This is a genomic window from Pseudomonas saponiphila (assembly GCF_900105185.1).
Taxonomy (GTDB): Bacteria; Pseudomonadota; Gammaproteobacteria; order Pseudomonadales; family Pseudomonadaceae; genus Aquipseudomonas; species Aquipseudomonas saponiphila.
In genome coordinates this window covers 1783290-1799805 of record NZ_FNTJ01000002.1, presented here as the reverse complement: position 1 = coordinate 1799805, position 16516 = coordinate 1783290, and the positions used below count along the sequence as shown (strand labels likewise).

15 protein-coding genes and 2 tRNA genes are annotated in these 16516 nt (G+C 61.6%); 13 read left to right on the top strand and 4 right to left on the bottom strand.

Annotated elements, in window-relative coordinates; all coding sequences use genetic code 11:
• The first annotated feature begins 28 nt into the window (after window positions 1-28).
• The 6 genes from BLV47_RS30100 to BLV47_RS30075 all read left to right on the top strand — a co-directional run bounded on the left by BLV47_RS30100 (window position 29) and on the right by BLV47_RS30075 (window position 6986).
• Window positions 29-2458, top strand: a complete 2430-nt coding sequence (locus BLV47_RS30100; protein WP_092320199.1) for a penicillin acylase family protein — start codon at window positions 29-31, stop codon at window positions 2456-2458.
• A gap of 331 nt (window positions 2459-2789) precedes the next feature.
• On the top strand, window positions 2790-3572 hold the full coding sequence (locus BLV47_RS30095; RefSeq protein ID WP_092320198.1) for a transporter substrate-binding domain-containing protein: 783 nt from the start codon (window positions 2790-2792) through the stop codon (window positions 3570-3572).
• 56 nt (window positions 3573-3628) lie between these two features.
• On the top strand, window positions 3629-4357 hold the full coding sequence (locus tag BLV47_RS30090; protein WP_092320197.1) for an ABC transporter permease: 729 nt from the start codon (window positions 3629-3631) through the stop codon (window positions 4355-4357).
• Window positions 4354-5064: an ABC transporter permease gene (locus BLV47_RS30085; protein WP_092320196.1), complete on the top strand. Its 711-nt coding sequence runs from the start codon at window positions 4354-4356 to the stop codon at window positions 5062-5064. The genes BLV47_RS30090 and BLV47_RS30085 overlap by 4 nt, the downstream gene beginning before the upstream one ends.
• Window positions 5065-5088: 24 nt before the next feature.
• Window positions 5089-6207, top strand: a complete 1119-nt coding sequence (locus BLV47_RS30080; RefSeq protein WP_092320195.1) for a succinylglutamate desuccinylase/aspartoacylase family protein — start codon at window positions 5089-5091, stop codon at window positions 6205-6207.
• A 14-nt stretch (window positions 6208-6221) separates the two neighbouring features.
• Window positions 6222-6986 carry an ABC transporter ATP-binding protein gene (locus BLV47_RS30075; RefSeq protein ID WP_092320592.1) on the top strand — a complete coding sequence of 255 codons (765 nt, stop codon included), beginning with the start codon at window positions 6222-6224 and terminating at the stop codon, window positions 6984-6986.
• 69 nt (window positions 6987-7055) lie between these two features.
• Here the strand turns inward: BLV47_RS30075 and BLV47_RS30070 are convergent, their stop codons facing one another.
• Both BLV47_RS30070 and dcd read right to left on the bottom strand, forming a co-directional pair.
• Window positions 7056-7268, bottom strand: coding sequence for a hypothetical protein (locus BLV47_RS30070; RefSeq protein ID WP_092320194.1), 213 nt, complete (start codon window positions 7266-7268; stop codon window positions 7056-7058).
• A gap of 105 nt (window positions 7269-7373) precedes the next feature.
• Window positions 7374-7940, bottom strand: a complete 567-nt coding sequence (gene dcd, locus BLV47_RS30065; RefSeq protein WP_016965530.1) for a dCTP deaminase — start codon at window positions 7938-7940, stop codon at window positions 7374-7376.
• Window positions 7941-8292: 352 nt separating this feature from the next.
• Between dcd and BLV47_RS30060 the strand changes: the two genes are divergently transcribed.
• Window positions 8293-8502, top strand: coding sequence for a cold-shock protein (locus tag BLV47_RS30060; RefSeq protein ID WP_002554837.1), 210 nt, complete (start codon window positions 8293-8295; stop codon window positions 8500-8502).
• A gap of 104 nt (window positions 8503-8606) precedes the next feature.
• On the opposite strand, the gene BLV47_RS30055 is transcribed toward BLV47_RS30060, so the two are convergent.
• Window positions 8607-9614, bottom strand: a complete 1008-nt coding sequence (locus BLV47_RS30055) for a DUF481 domain-containing protein (RefSeq protein ID WP_092320193.1) — start codon at window positions 9612-9614, stop codon at window positions 8607-8609.
• A 159-nt stretch (window positions 9615-9773) separates the two neighbouring features.
• Between BLV47_RS30055 and BLV47_RS30050 the strand changes: the two genes are divergently transcribed.
• The 4 genes from BLV47_RS30050 to BLV47_RS30035 all read left to right on the top strand — a co-directional run bounded on the left by BLV47_RS30050 (window position 9774) and on the right by BLV47_RS30035 (window position 14551).
• The gene (locus BLV47_RS30050) at window positions 9774-10127 is read left to right on the top strand and encodes an MGMT family protein (RefSeq protein ID WP_092320191.1); all 354 of its coding nucleotides are present in this window, start codon (window positions 9774-9776) and stop codon (window positions 10125-10127) included.
• A 42-nt stretch (window positions 10128-10169) separates the two neighbouring features.
• Window positions 10170-11735 carry an AmpG family muropeptide MFS transporter gene (locus BLV47_RS30045; RefSeq protein WP_092320189.1) on the top strand — a complete coding sequence of 522 codons (1566 nt, stop codon included), beginning with the start codon at window positions 10170-10172 and terminating at the stop codon, window positions 11733-11735.
• A 129-nt stretch (window positions 11736-11864) separates the two neighbouring features.
• A complete protein-coding gene (locus tag BLV47_RS30040; RefSeq protein WP_060837827.1) occupies window positions 11865-13580 on the top strand; it encodes a proline--tRNA ligase in 1716 nt (571 codons plus the stop codon).
• A 17-nt stretch (window positions 13581-13597) separates the two neighbouring features.
• Complete coding sequence (locus BLV47_RS30035) at window positions 13598-14551, top strand: hypothetical protein (RefSeq protein WP_047284189.1); 954 nt, start codon at window positions 13598-13600, stop codon at window positions 14549-14551.
• Window positions 14552-14632: 81 nt separating this feature from the next.
• Here BLV47_RS30035 and dinB read toward each other — a convergent pair whose 3' ends face one another.
• Window positions 14633-15700 (bottom strand): DNA polymerase IV, encoded by a 1068-nt coding sequence (dinB, locus tag BLV47_RS30030; protein WP_092320187.1) that lies wholly within the window; start codon window positions 15698-15700, stop codon window positions 14633-14635.
• A gap of 296 nt (window positions 15701-15996) precedes the next feature.
• Between dinB and BLV47_RS30025 the strand changes: the two genes are divergently transcribed.
• A tRNA-Met gene (locus BLV47_RS30025) sits at window positions 15997-16073 on the top strand.
• A gap of 193 nt (window positions 16074-16266) precedes the next feature.
• Window positions 16267-16343 (top strand) — tRNA-Met (locus BLV47_RS30020).
• The last annotated feature ends 173 nt before the right edge of the window (window positions 16344-16516 follow it).

Genomic DNA, 16516 nt, shown 5'->3' with positions numbered 1-16516 from the left:
CGACGTTACCCCCCGCAGGAGCTTGACCATGGCCTCGCCAGCCCTTTCACATTTTCTTCCCCGGCTCGGCGTTGCCGCGGCTGTGGCCGGTGCCCTGAGCCTGGCCGGTTGCCAATCCTGGAACTCGCAGAACAGCCTGCCCCCGACCTCTGGCGTGCAGCCCCTCAAGGGCCTGGCGCAGAACGTCTCCGTGCGCCGCAACGCGGTGGGCGTGCCGCTGATCGAAAGCAGCAGTTTCCACGATGCCCTGTTCACCCTGGGCTACGTGCACGCCAGCGACCGCATCGGCGAAATGGTCACCCTGCGCCTGCTGGCCCAAGGCCGCCTGGCCGAGATGTCCGGCGCCGAGGTGCTGGATGTCGACCGCCTGATGCGCGCGGTGAACCTGAAGAAAAGCGCCGACGAGCTGTACAAGGCCTCGTCGCCACGGATCAAGCGCTTCTTCGAGGTCTACGCCCGGGGGGTCAACGCCTACCTGTTCCGCTATCGCGACAAGCTGCCGCCGGATCTGGCGTCGACCGGCTATACCCCCGAATACTGGAAGGCCGAGGACTCGGCCCTGATCTTCTGCCTGCTGAATTTCGGCCAGTCCGCCAACCTGCTGGAAGAGATCAACGCTCTGGTCCTGGCGCAAAAGGTCGGCAGCGACAAACTGCCGTGGCTGACGCCGAGCTATCCCGACGAACCCCTGCCGCTGGCCGAGGCCGACAAGCTCAAGGGGCTGAACCTCTCTATCCCTGGGCTGAACGAAGTCAGCCGCGCCGCCAACCGCATGGCCCAACTCAACAGCCTGGGGGTGCGCGGCGGCAGCAACCTGGCCATCGCCCCACAGCGCAGCCGCACCGGCCGCAGCCTGCTGGCCACCGACAGTCACCTGCAAGCCTGGTACTACGCGCAGATCCGCGCACCGAAATACCAGGCCGCCGGAGCCTCCATCGCCGGTTTGCCAGCGATTCTCCAGGGCTTCAACGGCAAGGTGGCCTGGAGCCTGAGCTCGGTCATGGGCGACAACCAGGACCTGTTCCTGGAGAAGCTCAAGCGCCAGGGCAACGCCCTGTACTACCAGAACAACGGCAAATGGCAGCCGGTGGCCGTGCGCAACGAAACCTATTTCGTCAAAGGCCAGCGGCCGATTCGCGAAGCGGTGTACGAAACCCGCCACGGCCCGTTGCTCAACAGCGCCCTGGGCGCGGCTTCGGGCAGCGGTTTCGGCCTGGCCCTGCAAACGCCGGAGCTCAAGGACGACAAGACCCTGGACGCCTTCTTCGACCTGTCCCGGGCGCAGAACGTCGAGAAAGCCTCGGACGCCAGCCGGGAAATCCGCGCCATCGCCCTGAACATGGTGTTCGCCGATGCCAGCAACATCGGCTGGCAGGTCACCGGGCGCTTCCCCAACCGTCGCGAAGGCGAAGGCCTGCTGCCTTCCCCGGGCTGGGACGGCCGCTACGACTGGGACGGCTACGCCGACCCGATGCTCCACCCCTATGACCAGGACCCGCCCCAGGGCTGGATCGCCACCGCCAACCAGCGGGTGATCTCCCGCGGCTACGGCATGCAGTTGTCCAACTCCTGGCAGGCCCCGGAACGGGCCGAGCGCATGGCCGAACTGGCCTCCAACGGCAAGCAGGACAACCGCAGCCTGATCGCCCTGCAATACGACCAGAGCACCCTGTTCGCCGCCAAGCTGAAGAAGATGTTCGAAGCCCCGGGCATGGCTCAACCGCTGAAGAAAGCCATCGAGGCGCTGCCCGATGCCGACCGCGCCAAGGCCCGGGAAGCCTACAGCCGCCTGCTGGCGTTCGACGGCAAGGTCACTGCCGGCTCGGCCGACGCAGCGCTGTACGAGTTGTTCCTGCAGGAAAGCGCCAAGCAGATCTTCCTCGACAAACTGGGCCCCGAGTCCGGCAGCGCCTGGCAGGCCTTCGTCGCCAACGGCAACCTGTCCTACTCGGCCCAGGCCGACCACCTGCTGGGGCAGGAAGACAGCCCGTTCTGGGACGACTCGCGCAGCGCGCAGAAGGAAGACAAACCGGCGATCCTCGCCCGCAGCCTGGTGGCAGCCATCAATGCCGGCGAGCAACTGCTGGGGGCCGACCGCAAGGCCTGGCAATGGGGCAAGCTGCACAGCTACTCATGGACCAGCAGCAGCGGCCGGCAGATCCGCGCCCCGATGCAAGCCGGAGGCGACCACAACACCCTCAACAGCGCCGCCTACCACTGGGGGCAGGACTTCGTCATCAGCGATACCCCGGCCCTGCGCTTTATCGTGGATTTCGGCCTCAGCGAACCCTTGATGGGCCTCAACAGCAGCGGCCAGTCCGGCAACCCGGCAAGCCCGAATTATGCCAATGGCATCGATGGCTGGCTCAAGGCCCAATACCTGAGCCTGCCGATGCAACCGCAGAACTTCGAGCGCAGCTACGGCAAGACCCGCCTGACCCTGGTTCCGGGCAAGTAAGCGCCCTGCGCTCTGCCGCCCGCTTGCCCATCCGGTGCAAGCGGGCCTGCCCCAAAACGAACAGCCTGCCCCCGCCACCGGCCTGACGCACCGGCGTGATGCCCAAGCCAGCGCCTCCCGCGATCAACTGCGCACCCTGCCCCCTATTGGCGCCCGCCGCAAAACACGCCCCACTTAAGTGCACGCCGACCCTGACGCCGGCTCCCCAAGGGTTTTAAAACACTTGTTCGGGACTCTGGTTCGGAAATTGCTACTTTCAATATGTCTTATGCGTTCCAGTAACAGTACTCATGCGCCACAAGCGCTCATATTGGTTCTTAGGGATTGAATAATGAAAAAAGCATTGCTGACCCTTTCTGCATTGGCTCTGTGCATGGCCGCCGGCTCCGCGCTGGCCAAGGAATACAAGGAACTGCGCTTTGGCGTCGACCCGTCCTATGCTCCCTTCGAATCCAAGGCCGCCGACGGCAGCCTGGTGGGCTTCGACATCGACCTGGGCAACGCCATCTGCGCCGAGCTGAAGGTCAAGTGCAAATGGGTCGAAAGTGATTTCGACGGCATGATTCCAGGCCTGAAAGCCAACAAGTTCGACGGTGTGATCTCTTCCATGACCGTCACCCCGGCTCGCGAAAAAGTCATCGATTTCTCCAGCGAGCTGTTCTCCGGTCCTACTTCGTTCGTGTTCAAGAAAGGCTCGGGCCTGAGCGCGGACATCGCCACGCTCAAGGGCAAGACCGTCGGCTACGAGCAGGGCACCATTCAGGAAGCCTATGCCAAGGCCGTGCTGGACAAGGCCGGGGTCAAGACCCAGGCCTATCAGAACCAGGACCAGGTCTACGCCGACCTGACCTCCGGGCGTCTGGATGCCTCGATCCAGGACATGCTGCAAGCTGAGCTTGGCTTCCTCAAATCGCCACAGGGCGCGGACTACGAAGTCAGCAAGCCGGTGGAAGATCCCCTGCTGCCGGCCAAGACCGCGGTCGGTATCTCGAAAGGTAACAAAGAGCTGAAAGCGCTCCTGGATAAAGGTATCAAAGCGTTACACGATGATGGCACCTACGCCACCATCCAGAAAAAACACTTCGGTGACCTGAACCTCTACAGCGGTAAATAACCAGTCGGCGCCCATCCTCGATGGGCGCCTTTTTTATCGCTACGGGTCACTGATCGATGCTCGAAGAACTTCTAAAAAACCTGGGGCTTTCCGCATTCAGCCTGAAGGGTTTCGGCCCCCTGCTGCTGGAAGGCACCTGGATGACCATCAAATTGTCGGTGTTGTCGCTTCTGGTCAGCGTCCTGCTCGGCCTGATCGGCGCCAGCGCCAAACTCTCCAGCCTGGCCTTGCTTCGGGTTCCGGCCCAGCTCTACACCACGCTGATCCGCGGCGTGCCGGACCTGGTGCTGATGCTGCTGATTTTCTACAGCCTGCAGACCTGGCTGACGTCCTTTACCGACTTCATGGAGTGGGAATACATCGAGATCAACCCCTTCAGCGCCGGGGTGATCACCCTGGGCTTCATCTATGGCGCCTACTTCACCGAAACCTTTCGCGGGGCGATCCTTGCCGTCCCACGTGGCCAGGTGGAAGCCGCCACCGCCTATGGCCTGAAACGCGGCCAGCGCTTTCGCTTCGTGGTTTTCCCGCAGATGATGCGCTTCGCCCTGCCGGGCATCGGCAACAACTGGATGGTGATGCTCAAGGCCACGGCCCTGGTGTCGATCATTGGCCTGGCCGACCTGGTCAAGGCCGCCCAGGACGCCGGCAAGAGCACCTATCAGCTGTTTTACTTTCTGGTCCTGGCGGCACTGATCTATCTGTTGATCACCAGCGCTTCCAACTTTGTCCTGCGCAAGCTTGAACGGCGTTACGCCGCCGGCGCCCGGGAGGCCGTGCGATGATCGAACTCCTGCAGGAATACTGGCGTCCCTTCCTTTATAGCGACGGTTACCACATGACCGGGCTGGCCATGACCATGTGGCTGCTCACGGCGTCGATCTGCATCGGCTTTTTGGTGTCGATCCCGCTGTCCATCGCTCGGGTTTCGCCCAAGCGCTACATCCGCTGGCCAGTGCAGTTCTACACCTACCTGTTTCGCGGCACACCGCTCTATATCCAGCTGCTGATCTGCTACACCGGGATCTACAGCATCGCCGCGATCCGCGCGCAACCGCTGCTGGACGCGTTCTTTCGTGACGCGATGAACTGCACCATCCTCGCCTTTGCCCTGAATACCTGCGCCTACACCACGGAGATTTTCGCCGGGGCGATTCGCAGCATGGCCCACGGCGAAGTCGAAGCAGCCAAGGCCTACGGCCTGAGCGGCTGGAAGCTGTATGCCTACGTGATCATGCCCTCGGCCCTGCGCCGCTCGCTGCCTTACTACAGCAACGAAGTGATCCTGATGCTGCACTCCACCACGGTGGCTTTCACCGCGACCATTCCCGACATCCTGAAAATCGCCCGGGACGCCAACTCGGCGACCTTCCTGACCTTTCAGTCGTTCGGCATCGCCGCCGTCATCTACCTGTGCGTGACCTTCACCCTGGTGGGCCTGTTCCGTCTCGCCGAGCGCCGCTGGCTGGCCTTCCTCGGACCGACCCACTAGGACTTGCAGCAGGAATAACCGTCAATGCGCCACGAGATCCACGACCTGCTCGCTCCCCTGCCGGGCACCGCGCGCCAGGTCCACAGCTTTCATTTCGGCCCCGCCCAGGCCACGGGCAAGATCTACATCCAGTCGTCCCTGCATGCCGATGAACTGCCCGGCATGCTGGTGGCCTGGCACCTCAAGCAGCGCCTGACAGAGCTGGAAGCCGAAGGTCGCCTGCGGCATGAAATCGTTCTGGTGCCGGTGGCCAATCCAGTTGGCCTGGAACAGATACTGATGGACGTACCACTGGGTCGCTATCAGATGGAGAGCGGGCAGAACTTCAATCGCGGTTTCGTCGATCTCAGCGAAGAGGTGGGCAACGCCGTCGAAGGCCTGCTCAATCACGACCCCCGGCACAACCTCGATCTGGTACGCCGGCACCTGGCCGACGCCCTGGCCCGGCAACGCCCGGAGACGCAACTGCAATCCCTGCGCCTGACCCTGCAACGGCTGGCCTGCGACGCCGACGTGGTGCTGGACCTGCATTGCGACTTCGAAGCCGTAGCGCACCTGTACACCACCCCCGAAGCCTGGCCGCAGGTCGAGCCCCTGGCCCGCTACATTGGTGCCGAAGCCTGCCTGCTGGCCACCGACTCGGCGGCCTGGTCGTTCGATGAGTGCTTCAGTCTGCTGTGGTGGCAACTGCAGCAGCGCTTCGGCGAAGGCTTTGCCATCCCCACGGGCAGCTTTGCGGTCACCGTCGAACTGCGCGGCCAAGGCGACGTCAATCATGGCCTGGCCCGCCTCGACTGCCAGGCCATTTTGGATTACCTGACCCATTTCGGTGCCATCGCCGCCGAGGCGCCGCCCCTGCCTGAACTGCCCTTCCCGGCCACGCCACTGGCGGGAGTGGAACCGGTAGCAACGCCGGTGGGCGGGCTGCTGGTGTTCACCGCCCTGCCGGGGGAATACCTGCAAGCCGGACAGCAGGTGGCGGAAATCATCGACCCGATCCACGACCGGGTCACCCCTATCCATTGCAACAACGCCGGGCTCCTGTACGCCCGCTCGCTGCGACGCATGGCTACCGCTGGCATGGTGATCGCCCATGTCGCCGGCCGCGAAGCCTATCGCAGCGGCTACCTACTTTCGCCTTGAGGATGCAAGCCACCATGTACAAATTGACCGTTGAAGGCCTGCATAAATGCTATGGCGACAATGAAGTGCTCAAGGGTGTTTCCCTCAAGGCCAGGACCGGCGACGTGATCAGCCTGATCGGCGCCAGTGGCTCGGGCAAGAGCACTTTCCTGCGCTGCATCAACTTTCTCGAAACCCCGGACGACGGCGCCATGAGCCTGGATGGCCAGCAGATCCGCATGGTCAGCGATCGTCACGGCATGCACGTGGCCGACCCGGCCGAGTTGCAGCGGATCCGTACGCGCCTGGCGATGGTGTTCCAGCATTTCAACCTGTGGAGCCACATGACCGTGCTGGAAAACATCACCATGGCTCCGCGCCGGGTGCTGGGGGTCAGCACCAAGGACGCCGAAGAGCGGGCCCGGCGCTACCTGGACAAGGTCGGCCTGCCAGCCCGCGTCGCCGGCCAGTACCCGGCGTTCCTGTCCGGCGGCCAGCAGCAGCGGGTGGCCATCGCCCGAGCATTGGCCATGGAACCGGAAGTCATGCTGTTCGACGAACCGACCTCGGCCCTGGACCCGGAGCTGGTGGGCGAGGTGCTCAAGGTGATCCAGGGCCTGGCCGAAGAAGGCCGGACCATGATCATGGTCACCCACGAAATGAGCTTTGCACGCAAGGTGTCGAGCCAGGTGCTGTTCTTGCACAAGGGCCTGGTGGAAGAGGAAGGCGCCCCGGAGGAGGTGCTGGGCCACCCGAAAAGCGAGCGCCTGCAGCAGTTTCTCAGTGGCAATTTGAAGTAGCGACCCACTACAACGCTCCCGTCCGCACCGGTTTGCCGCGGGCGGGGCGTCGCGCGGCGAAGGGCCGGTTCAAGCCACGGGCGCGGGTGGCGGCTCGTCGGGCAAGGTGGGCTCGCCTGGTTCCTGGGGTTCAAGGGGTTGCGGGGTATCCGGGTCGGGCTGACCGGGAATGCCGCCCGCCATGTCGACGGGCGGATGGGCCAGCAGGGTCCAGGCCAAGAGCCCGACCTGATTGGGTTCCAGCTGGGCCAAGGTGGCGCTGATTCGCGGATCTATCTTCATGGGGCACTCCTGAGCGGGGCCCGGCATGCCTCGCGCATACCGGAAATACTCTCAATAGAGTGTGGGTCCGCTCAGGAATTCCCGCTGTCTGTCAGACAGACGTACTCAGGTGCGCGGCAGGGTGACGCCACGCTGGCCCTGGTATTTGCCGCCCCGGTCCTTGTAGGACACTTCGCACTCTTCATCGGATTCCAGGAACAGCATCTGCGCCACGCCTTCGTTGGCGTAGATCTTCGCCGGCAAGGTGGTGGTGTTGGAGAATTCCAGGGTCACGTGGCCTTCCCACTCGGGTTCCAGCGGGGTCACGTTGACGATGATGCCGCAACGGGCATAGGTGCTCTTGCCCAGGCAGATGGTCAGCACGTTGCGCGGAATGCGGAAGTACTCGACGGTACGCGCCAGAGCAAAGGAGTTCGGCGGGATGATGCAGACGTCGCTCTTGATGTCGACGAAGCTCTTTTCATCGAAGTTCTTCGGATCGACGGTGGCCGAATTGATGTTGGTGAACACCTTGAATTCATCGGCGCAACGCACGTCGTAGCCGTAGCTCGACACCCCGAAGGAGATCAGCCGATCCGGGCCTTCGCCACGCATCTGGCGCTCTACGAAGGGCTCGATCATGCCGTGCTCTTGCGCCATGCGGCGAATCCACTTGTCCGATTTGATGCTCATGGCGGGTGTCCTGAAATAGCGAGGTGAAAAAAAACGGTCAGGCATCTTACCGGGGCACGGGGTCGGGTTCAAAGTCCGGGGCGCTTTTCTCGCCCGCACCCGCGTTTTTCAAGGGCTCGGCGACGAACGACGGGCCGTCAGTCACGAAAACCGAGAAACCTTGGCCCTAGCCATTGGCACGTTCAGGAAAAAGGGTTAAGGTGGCGCCACTGTGCTGCTTGTGTCACTGAGAATCTCTACACGATGTTGAATTTCGATCCAACCATCTCCAAGAATTTTTCCTGCTCTTTGCACTCAGTCTCGGCCAGGGCTTTTCCTGAGTCGCAGTTAACTTTGTCCAAGGAGATACACCATGTCTAATCGCCAAACCGGTACCGTTAAGTGGTTCAACGATGAAAAAGGCTTCGGCTTCATCACTCCACAATCCGGTGACGACCTGTTCGTACACTTCAAAGCTATCCAATCCGACGGCTTCAAAAGCCTGAAAGAAGGCCAACAGGTTTCTTTCATCGCTACCCGCGGTCAGAAAGGCATGCAAGCTGAAGAAGTTCAAGTTATCTAACTTGTACTGATCCAGTAAAAAGCCCCGCCCTCAACAGCGGGGCTTTTTTGTGCCCGATGTCTTTATCGGCGCCTTTACGGAAAAGACGCACGAGCCGCATGCAGCTACCAAGTCACGCCAAAGCCCACAGTGTAGCGAGTCTTGTCCAGATCACTGTTTTCGGTGCCGCGAATCAAGTCCTTTTCCGCCTTCAGGTTCAACGACGCCCAGTCGGTAACCTTGTAACGCAACCCCATCTCGGCATCCAACGCATAGTCGGCCACCCCGGAAAGCGGTCGCCCGACTTCACCATTGGTGAAGAACTCCACCCGCTTGCCGATCAGATAGCGGTTGTAGTCCCACTTCATCGCCAGGGAATAGAAGTTGTCCTTGCCGCCTTCGGCGTACTCGTAATCTGTACGGTTTAGCAGCGAGCCCAGGGAGAACGCCCCCAACTCATCATCCCAGAACTGGTAGCCAGGGCCGGTACCCACCACCCGCTGTCGCGCCAGTTCCTCGATCTTGTCACGCTTGTAGGTCAGTCGCCCTTCCCAGAACCATTTTTCAGTGATGAAACGGTCCAGGGCATATTCGGCACTCCAGTTGTCCGTGGTCACCTGATGATCCTGGAACTCACGGTTGTACTCACCCTGAGCATTGTGGCGCCAAGCCCCATGGCGCGCCGACGTCTTGAAGTCGATGTCGTAATCATCGGTATTCTTCTCAGCGCGCTTGTAATCCATCGCCACATCGACACTGCCCTTCCAGACCATGTCCTCCACCAGCGGCCTGGGCTTCATGATCTGCTGGATACTCGCCAACTCCACCGTCTTGGGCGCTTCGCCGTTGGCGAGAATGACCTTGCCCTCCCCCGCCGCCTGCAACGACTTGGCCTTCTCCCCGATGTAGGCATCCTGCTTGACCAGCAGCTCCTGGTCGCTTTGCAGGGTCTTGACCTGTTTCCAGTCGATGGAAATGGCGCCGCCATAGTCGGTCTGGAGCAATAGTTTGCCGCCGTCGAAAACCTTGATCTTGCCGCTCAGGCGGTCACCGTTCTTCAACCAGACGGTATCGGCCAGGACGGGCATGGAGGCGCTGAGCACCGCGTAACACAACAACGTTCTAGGCAACATAAGTAATACAGGGCTCGATCTTGCGAAAAAAAACGGCATTATTCCTGCTGAACACGCCTGAGTCAGGACTGACCCGGGCATTGAGAGTGAGTTCAATATGCATCCGCATCTCACCCCCTGAACCGACCAACGCCTCTTCATAGATCTGGAACCGCGAATGTGACCGAACACGGCGAAGCTCCACAGGACCCGGCACAAATCCGACGCACGGCGCTGTACCTGACCCTGGCCCAGGTTCCCGCAGGCAGGGTGGTGAGCTACGGCCAACTGGCAGAAATGGCCGGCCTGGGCCGCGCCGCGCGCTGGGTTGGGCGCACCCTCAGCCAGTTGCCGGCCGACACCCGCCTGCCTTGGCACCGGGTATTGGGCGCCGGCGGTCGCATCAGCCTGCCGGCCGGCAGTCCATCAGGCGACGAGCAGCGCGCCAGACTGCGCGGCGAAGGCATCACGATCCGGAATAATCGCGTGGATATTCAGCGCCATGGCTGGCGCCCGGTAGAGCACAGCGGTTAGAGTGCGCGCTTTGTTTCCGTAACCTGAGGCAGACTTCAGCCCATGCCCCGTAAAACCTGGCGAGCCGCACTTGCCGCCTATGCCAGCCCCTCGACGCTCGTGCTGTTGCTGCTTGGTTTCGCTGCCGGCATGCCTTACATGCTGGTGTTCTCGACTCTTTCGGTATGGTTGCGCGAGGCCGGTGTCGCCCGTGAAACCATCGGTTACGCCAGCCTGATCGGTTTGGCCTATGCCTTTAAATGGGTATGGTCGCCGCTGCTTGACCAATGGCGCCTGCCCATACTGGGCAGGCTCGGCCGACGCCGATCCTGGCTGGTACTGGCCCAGACCCTGGTGATTCTCGGCCTGATCGGCATGGGCTTCTGTGACCCGCAAAAGCATCTGTCCTGGCTGATCGCCATCGCCGTGATCGTGGCCTTTGCCTCGGCGACCCAGGACATCGCCATCGACGCCTACCGCCTGGAAATCGCCGACGACAGCCGCCAGGCCGCCCTCGCCGCCAGCTACATGTCCGGCTATCGGGTAGCGGTGCTGCTGGCGACCGCCGGCGCGCTGTTCTTTGCCGAGGGCTTCGGCTCCACTGGTTTCAGCTACAAGCATTCAGCCTGGACCGGCACCTACGTGCTGTTCGGCGTGCTGATGATTCCCGCATTGATCACCACCCTGCTGATGCGCGAGCCCGCAGTGCCACTGCGCACCCAACTCTCCGCGGGACGCTACAGCTTCGCTCACCAGTTGATCTCGGTATTCGTCCTGATCGTGCTGCTGGTATCGGTGCCCGCCACCTTCACCCAGCTCTACAACACCGACTTCGCCAGCGTGATCTTCGATGGCGTGAGCCTTTTGGACCTGCTGCTGGAAGACCGGGCCTTCCTGCGGGCGATCCTCTACATCACCCTCACCGCCCTGTGCCTGTCGGCCATGGGCCGCCGGGGCCTGGCGCCGGTGCTGACACCGGTCAACGACTTCATCCTGCGCTATCGCTGGCAAGCCTTCCTGCTATTGGGGCTGATTGCCACCTATCGCATGTCGGACACGGTCATGGGCGTCATGGCCAACGTGTTCTACATCGACCAGGGTTTCACCAAGGACCAGATTGCCGGGGTCAGCAAGATTTTCGGCCTGATCATGACCCTGCTTGGCGCCGGCATGGGCGGCCTGCTGATCGTGCGCTTCGGCATCCTGCCGATCCTGTTCATCGGCGGTGCCGCCTCCGCCGCCACCAACCTGCTGTTCCTCATGCTGGCCGGCATGGGCCCGAACCTGGAAATGCTGATTGTCACCATTTCCCTGGACAACTTCAGTTCGGGCATGGCCACTTCGGCTTTCGTCGCCTACCTGTCGAGCCTGACCAACCTCAAGTTCTCCGCCACCCAATACGCCCTGCTCAGCTCGATCATGCTGTTGCTGCCGCGCCTGATCGGCGGCTATTCCGGAGTCATGGTGGAGAAGTTCGGCTACCACGACTTCTTCCTTATCACCGCGATACTCGGGGTGCCGACGCTGATCCTGATCGCCATTCACTGGTTCCAGGAGAGCCGCCGCGCCGGGCCCAAACCCGAGCCGGAGTCCCCCGCCAGCGGCACCGCCGTCGGCGAAGAATCCTAGAAAATCCCGGGAGTTACGGCTCGATCCCCGTGGCTCCCGGCCCTTCCAAGCGCAATCCTGTACGCCAGCGGAACTCGCCCGTACAATGCTCCGTCACTTCCAGTCTTCAGCAACCGACAACGGCCTACCATGCGTACCAGTCAATATTTGCTCGCCACACAGAAAGAAACGCCTTCCGACGCGGTCGTGATCAGCCATCAGCTGATGCTGCGCGCCGGCATGATCCGTAAACTGGCTTCCGGCCTGTACACCTGGCTGCCGATGGGCTTGCGGGTGATGCGCAAGGTTGAAGCCATCGTTCGCGAAGAAATGAACGCCGCGGGCGCGCTTGAAGTGTTGATGCCGAGCACTCAGCCGGCTGAGCTGTGGCAGGAATCCGGTCGCTGGGAAGAGTACGGCCCTGAGCTGCTGCGCTTCAAAGACCGTCACGGTCGCGATTTCTGCGCCGGCCCGACCCACGAAGAAGTGATCACCGACCTGGCGCGCAACGAGCTGAGCAGCTACAAGCAGCTGCCGCTGAACCTGTACCAGATCCAGACCAAATTCCGCGATGAAATCCGCCCACGCTTCGGCCTGATGCGCGGCCGCGAGTTCATCATGAAGGACGCCTACTCCTTCCACGCCGACCAGGCATCGCTGCAGGTCACCTATGACCGCATGCACCAGGCTTATTGCAACGTCTTCACCCGTCTGGGCCTGAAGTTCCGCCCGGTTGAAGCGGACAACGGCTCCATCGGCGGTGCCGGCTCCCACGAGTTCCACGTACTGGCCGAGTCCGGCGAAGACGATATCGTCTTCAGCAACGGTTCCGACTACGCAGCGAACATCGAGAAGGCCGAAGCCGTGCCGCGCGAAACCTCGCGCCCGGCGCCGACCGAAGAGATGCGCCTGGTCGATACCCCAGACGCAAAAACCATCGCCCAGCTGGTGGAAGGCTACAACCTGCCGATCGAGAAGACCGTCAAGACCCTGGTGGTGCACGCCGAGGAAGCCGGCAAGCTGATCGCCCTGATCATCCGTGGCGACCACGAGCTGAACGAAATCAAGGCCGCCAACCAGCCTGGCGTCGCCAGCCCGCTGGTGATGGCTTCCGAAGCCGAACTGCGTGCCGCCATTGGCGCTGGCGCCGGTTCCCTGGGCCCGGTGAACCTGCCACTGCCGATCATCATCGACCGCTCGGTGGAGCTGATGAGCGACTTCGGCGTCGGTGCCAACATCGACGACAAGCACTACTTCGGCGTCAACTGGGAGCGTGATCTGCCGGTTCCGACCGTAGCCGACCTGCGTAACGTGGTGGCCGGCGACCCGAGCCCGGACGGCAAGGGCACCCTGGAAATCAAGCGCGGCATCGAAGTCGGGCACATCTTCCAGCTGGGCAACAAGTACAGCAAGGCGATGAAGTGCGAAGTGCTGGGCGAGAACGGCAAGCCGGTGACCCTGGAAATGGGCTGCTACGGCATTGGCGTGTCCCGCGTGGTGGCGGCCGCCATCGAACAGAACAACGACGAAAACGGCATCATCTGGAGCGACACCCTGGCGCCGTTCCAGATCGCCCTGGTACCGCTGCGCTACGAGACCGAGCAGGTTCGCGAAGCCACCGACAAACTCTACGCAGAACTGACTGCCGCCGGTTTTGAAGTGCTGCTGGACGATCGCGACAAGAAAACCAGCCCGGGCATCAAGTTCGCGGACATGGAGCTGATCGGCATTCCTCACCGCATCGTGGTCAGCGACCGCGGCCTCGCCGAAGGCAACCTGGAATACAAGAGCCGTACCGAAGCCGAGGCGCAAGCGCTGCCCGTGGCCGACGTACTGTCCTTCCTCCAAGCCCGTATCCGTCGCTGAAACCAGATAGAGAAGTCATGTTCAAGCGAAACACCTTAAGCCTCGGGGGGGCCGCCTTGTGCGGCGCCCTGCTGGTCAGTGGCTGCGCCAACCAGATGTCGCAACGCAGCGAACACGAGGAACGCGTCGAGCGCAAACTGCTCGATCACAGCCTGCAGATCGATGTCGGTGAGCCTAAGGTGCTTGAGCTACCGCAACGCCGGGTACGCATCCACGAGCAAAAGACCTTTGAAGTCACCGAGTTCGAGGTCACCCGCCGCTACGATCGCTACACACCCTACCAACCCTGGCGGGAAATCTACGAAATCCCGCTGGGCGCGGTAGCGCTGGTGGCCGGCGTCGGAGCCAACGTGGTCAATGTGTTCGCCCTGGGCAATCTGCCGGACAGCGTCACCAAGGACTGGGTCAGCTATGGCGTGTCGGGGCTCAACCCGTTCATGAACATGCCGTCCCACGGTCGCGCCCAGCAGAACCTGGCAGCCATCGATGAAGTCCAGCGTGACAAGCGCCTGGAGTATTCGAGCCTGCCCTGGAGCGAGCGCCCAGTGCAGGTCAAGGCCGGCAAGCAGACCTACGACATGAGCACCGATCGCAATGGCGTGCTGCGCTTGAACCTGCTGGACGCGCCGTTCTCCGAACAGGACCTGAACCACATCGGCAAGTTGCAGATCAGCGTCGAAGACGCCCAGGACGAAGTGCACTCCGACTCATCCCTGAGCCTGAGCAGCAGCCTGCGCGGCAAGCTGGTGGAAGCTCACGCGCTGATCTACGACGACCTGGAAGATGACGAAGTGAGCCAATGGGTGCACCGAGTCAAGCGCCTGTCGGAACTGGGCCTGGAAGAAGAAGCCAGCGAACTGGAGCAGAGCCTGATCGAGCTGACCCGTAACGATCCGGAACTGCAGAGCGAGTTTCTCAAGTCCCTGACCAAGAACGCCGGCCGCCTGGTCGCCGACCCCGGCAACAACTGACCCACCCTGTAGGAGCCGGCTTGCCGGCGAAAAAGCGCTGACGCGGCTGAATAACGGCCCTGTTCGCTGGCAAGCCAGCTCCTATAGACCGTCCTGGAACAGCTCCAGCTGTTCATGAGCGCCGCGCAGATCCTGCAAACGCACACCAATGCCCAGCAAACGCACCGGCTTGCCACCCCGCTTGAAGGCCTGGGTCAGCAACTGCCGATAACTCTCCAGGTCCCGCCCCGCCCCCGCCTGCTCCAGGGTGGTCTGAGTAAAATCATGGAACTTCACTTTGACGAACGGCTTGCCCGGCCGGTAGCTGGCGTCGATCCGGGTCATGCGTCCGGCCAGCGTCTGCATCAGTTCCGGTAGTTTCTGCAGGCAACTGTCCAGATCCGGCAGGTCCACGTCATAGGTGTTTTCCACGCTGATGGACTGGCGCCGACTGTCATTCTGCACCGGCCGCTCGTCGATCCCCCTGGCCAGACTCCACAAGCGCTCGCCGAAACTGCCGAACTCGCGCACCAGCGCCAGCTTGCTCCAGTCGCGCAATTGCAGGCAGTCGACAATCCCCAGGCGACCCAGTTTGTCTGCCGTGACCTTGCCCACCCCATGCAACTTGCTCACCGGCAATTCGGAGACAAAATCCTCCACTTGATCCGGAGTGATGACGAACAGGCCGTTGGGCTTTTTCCAGTCACTGGCAATCTTGGCCAGGAACTTGTTGGGCGCGACCCCGGCCGAGACGGTGATATGCAACTGATTGGAAACCCGCCGACGAATATCCTGGGCGATGCGCGTCGCGCTGCCGGCGAAGTTCGGGCTGTCGGAAACGTCCAGGTAGGCCTCGTCCAGGGACAAGGGCTCGATCAGATCGGTGTAATCACGAAAGATCGTATGAATCTCTTTCGACGCCTCGCGATAGGCATCCATGCGCGGCTTGACGATCACCAGGTCCGGGCACAGGGTCAACGCGTGCCTTGAGGACATGGCCGAACGCACGCCGTAAGCCCGCGCCTCATAGTTGCAGGTGGCAATCACTCCCCGTCGATCCGCGGAGCCCCCCACTGCCAGCGGCTTGCTGGCCAGCTGCGGGTCATCGCGCATTTCGATGGCCGCATAGAAGCAATCACAGTCAATGTGGATGATTTTGCGCTGCATCATATAAAGGCAGAGATCATGGAAGGCGGACATCGCAACGAAAGCAGGACGCAAGTATCTACCGACACCTGTATATAGCACCAGTACCTTGTATCTTCGCATCCCTCCTCACAGCCCCCGGTTGAATTTATTTACGCAACGGCAGCCCAACCGCCAACAGAGCTGCAAGCCCCGTTCTACCTAGGCCGAAGCCTCCTTCAAAGGCTGCTCAAGGACGCTAAGCGATTGAACCGGAAGCAATTTTCAAAATTTAATGATTGACAGAATCTGACCAGCCTGTAGAATTCGGCCCTATCAGACGCGGGATGGAGCAGCCTGGTAGCTCGTCGGGCTCATAACCCGAAGGTCGTCGGTTCAAATCCGGCTCCCGCAACCAAACATCGAAAAAGGCCACTTGAAAAAGTGGCCTTTTTTGTGCGCGCAAGTTTTACCCTGCCCACCCCTCCTTGCAAAACTCCTTGCCTGTCCATGACTTAAGCTGACCGGCTGGTGTTTCGACGTTAATTTGACCCATTGAGCCATTAACGGTTGACACTCAGTCGTTCGCCTGTAGAATGCCGCCACACAGACGCGGGATGGAGCAGTCTGGTAGCTCGTCGGGCTCATAACCCGAAGGTCGTCGGTTCAAATCCGGCTCCCGCAACCAAACATCAAAAAAGGCTGCTCGAAAGAGTGGCCTTTTTTGTATCTGTTGAAAAAGTCCTTTCGCAACAATGGCCTGAGAAAGTGTTGCGAACCGTAAGCGGTGCTTCGACCCTTCAAGATGCGAGCTATGCTCTGTCTCGAGCAACCACCCGGCGGCAAGCGCCCAGGGTCGCC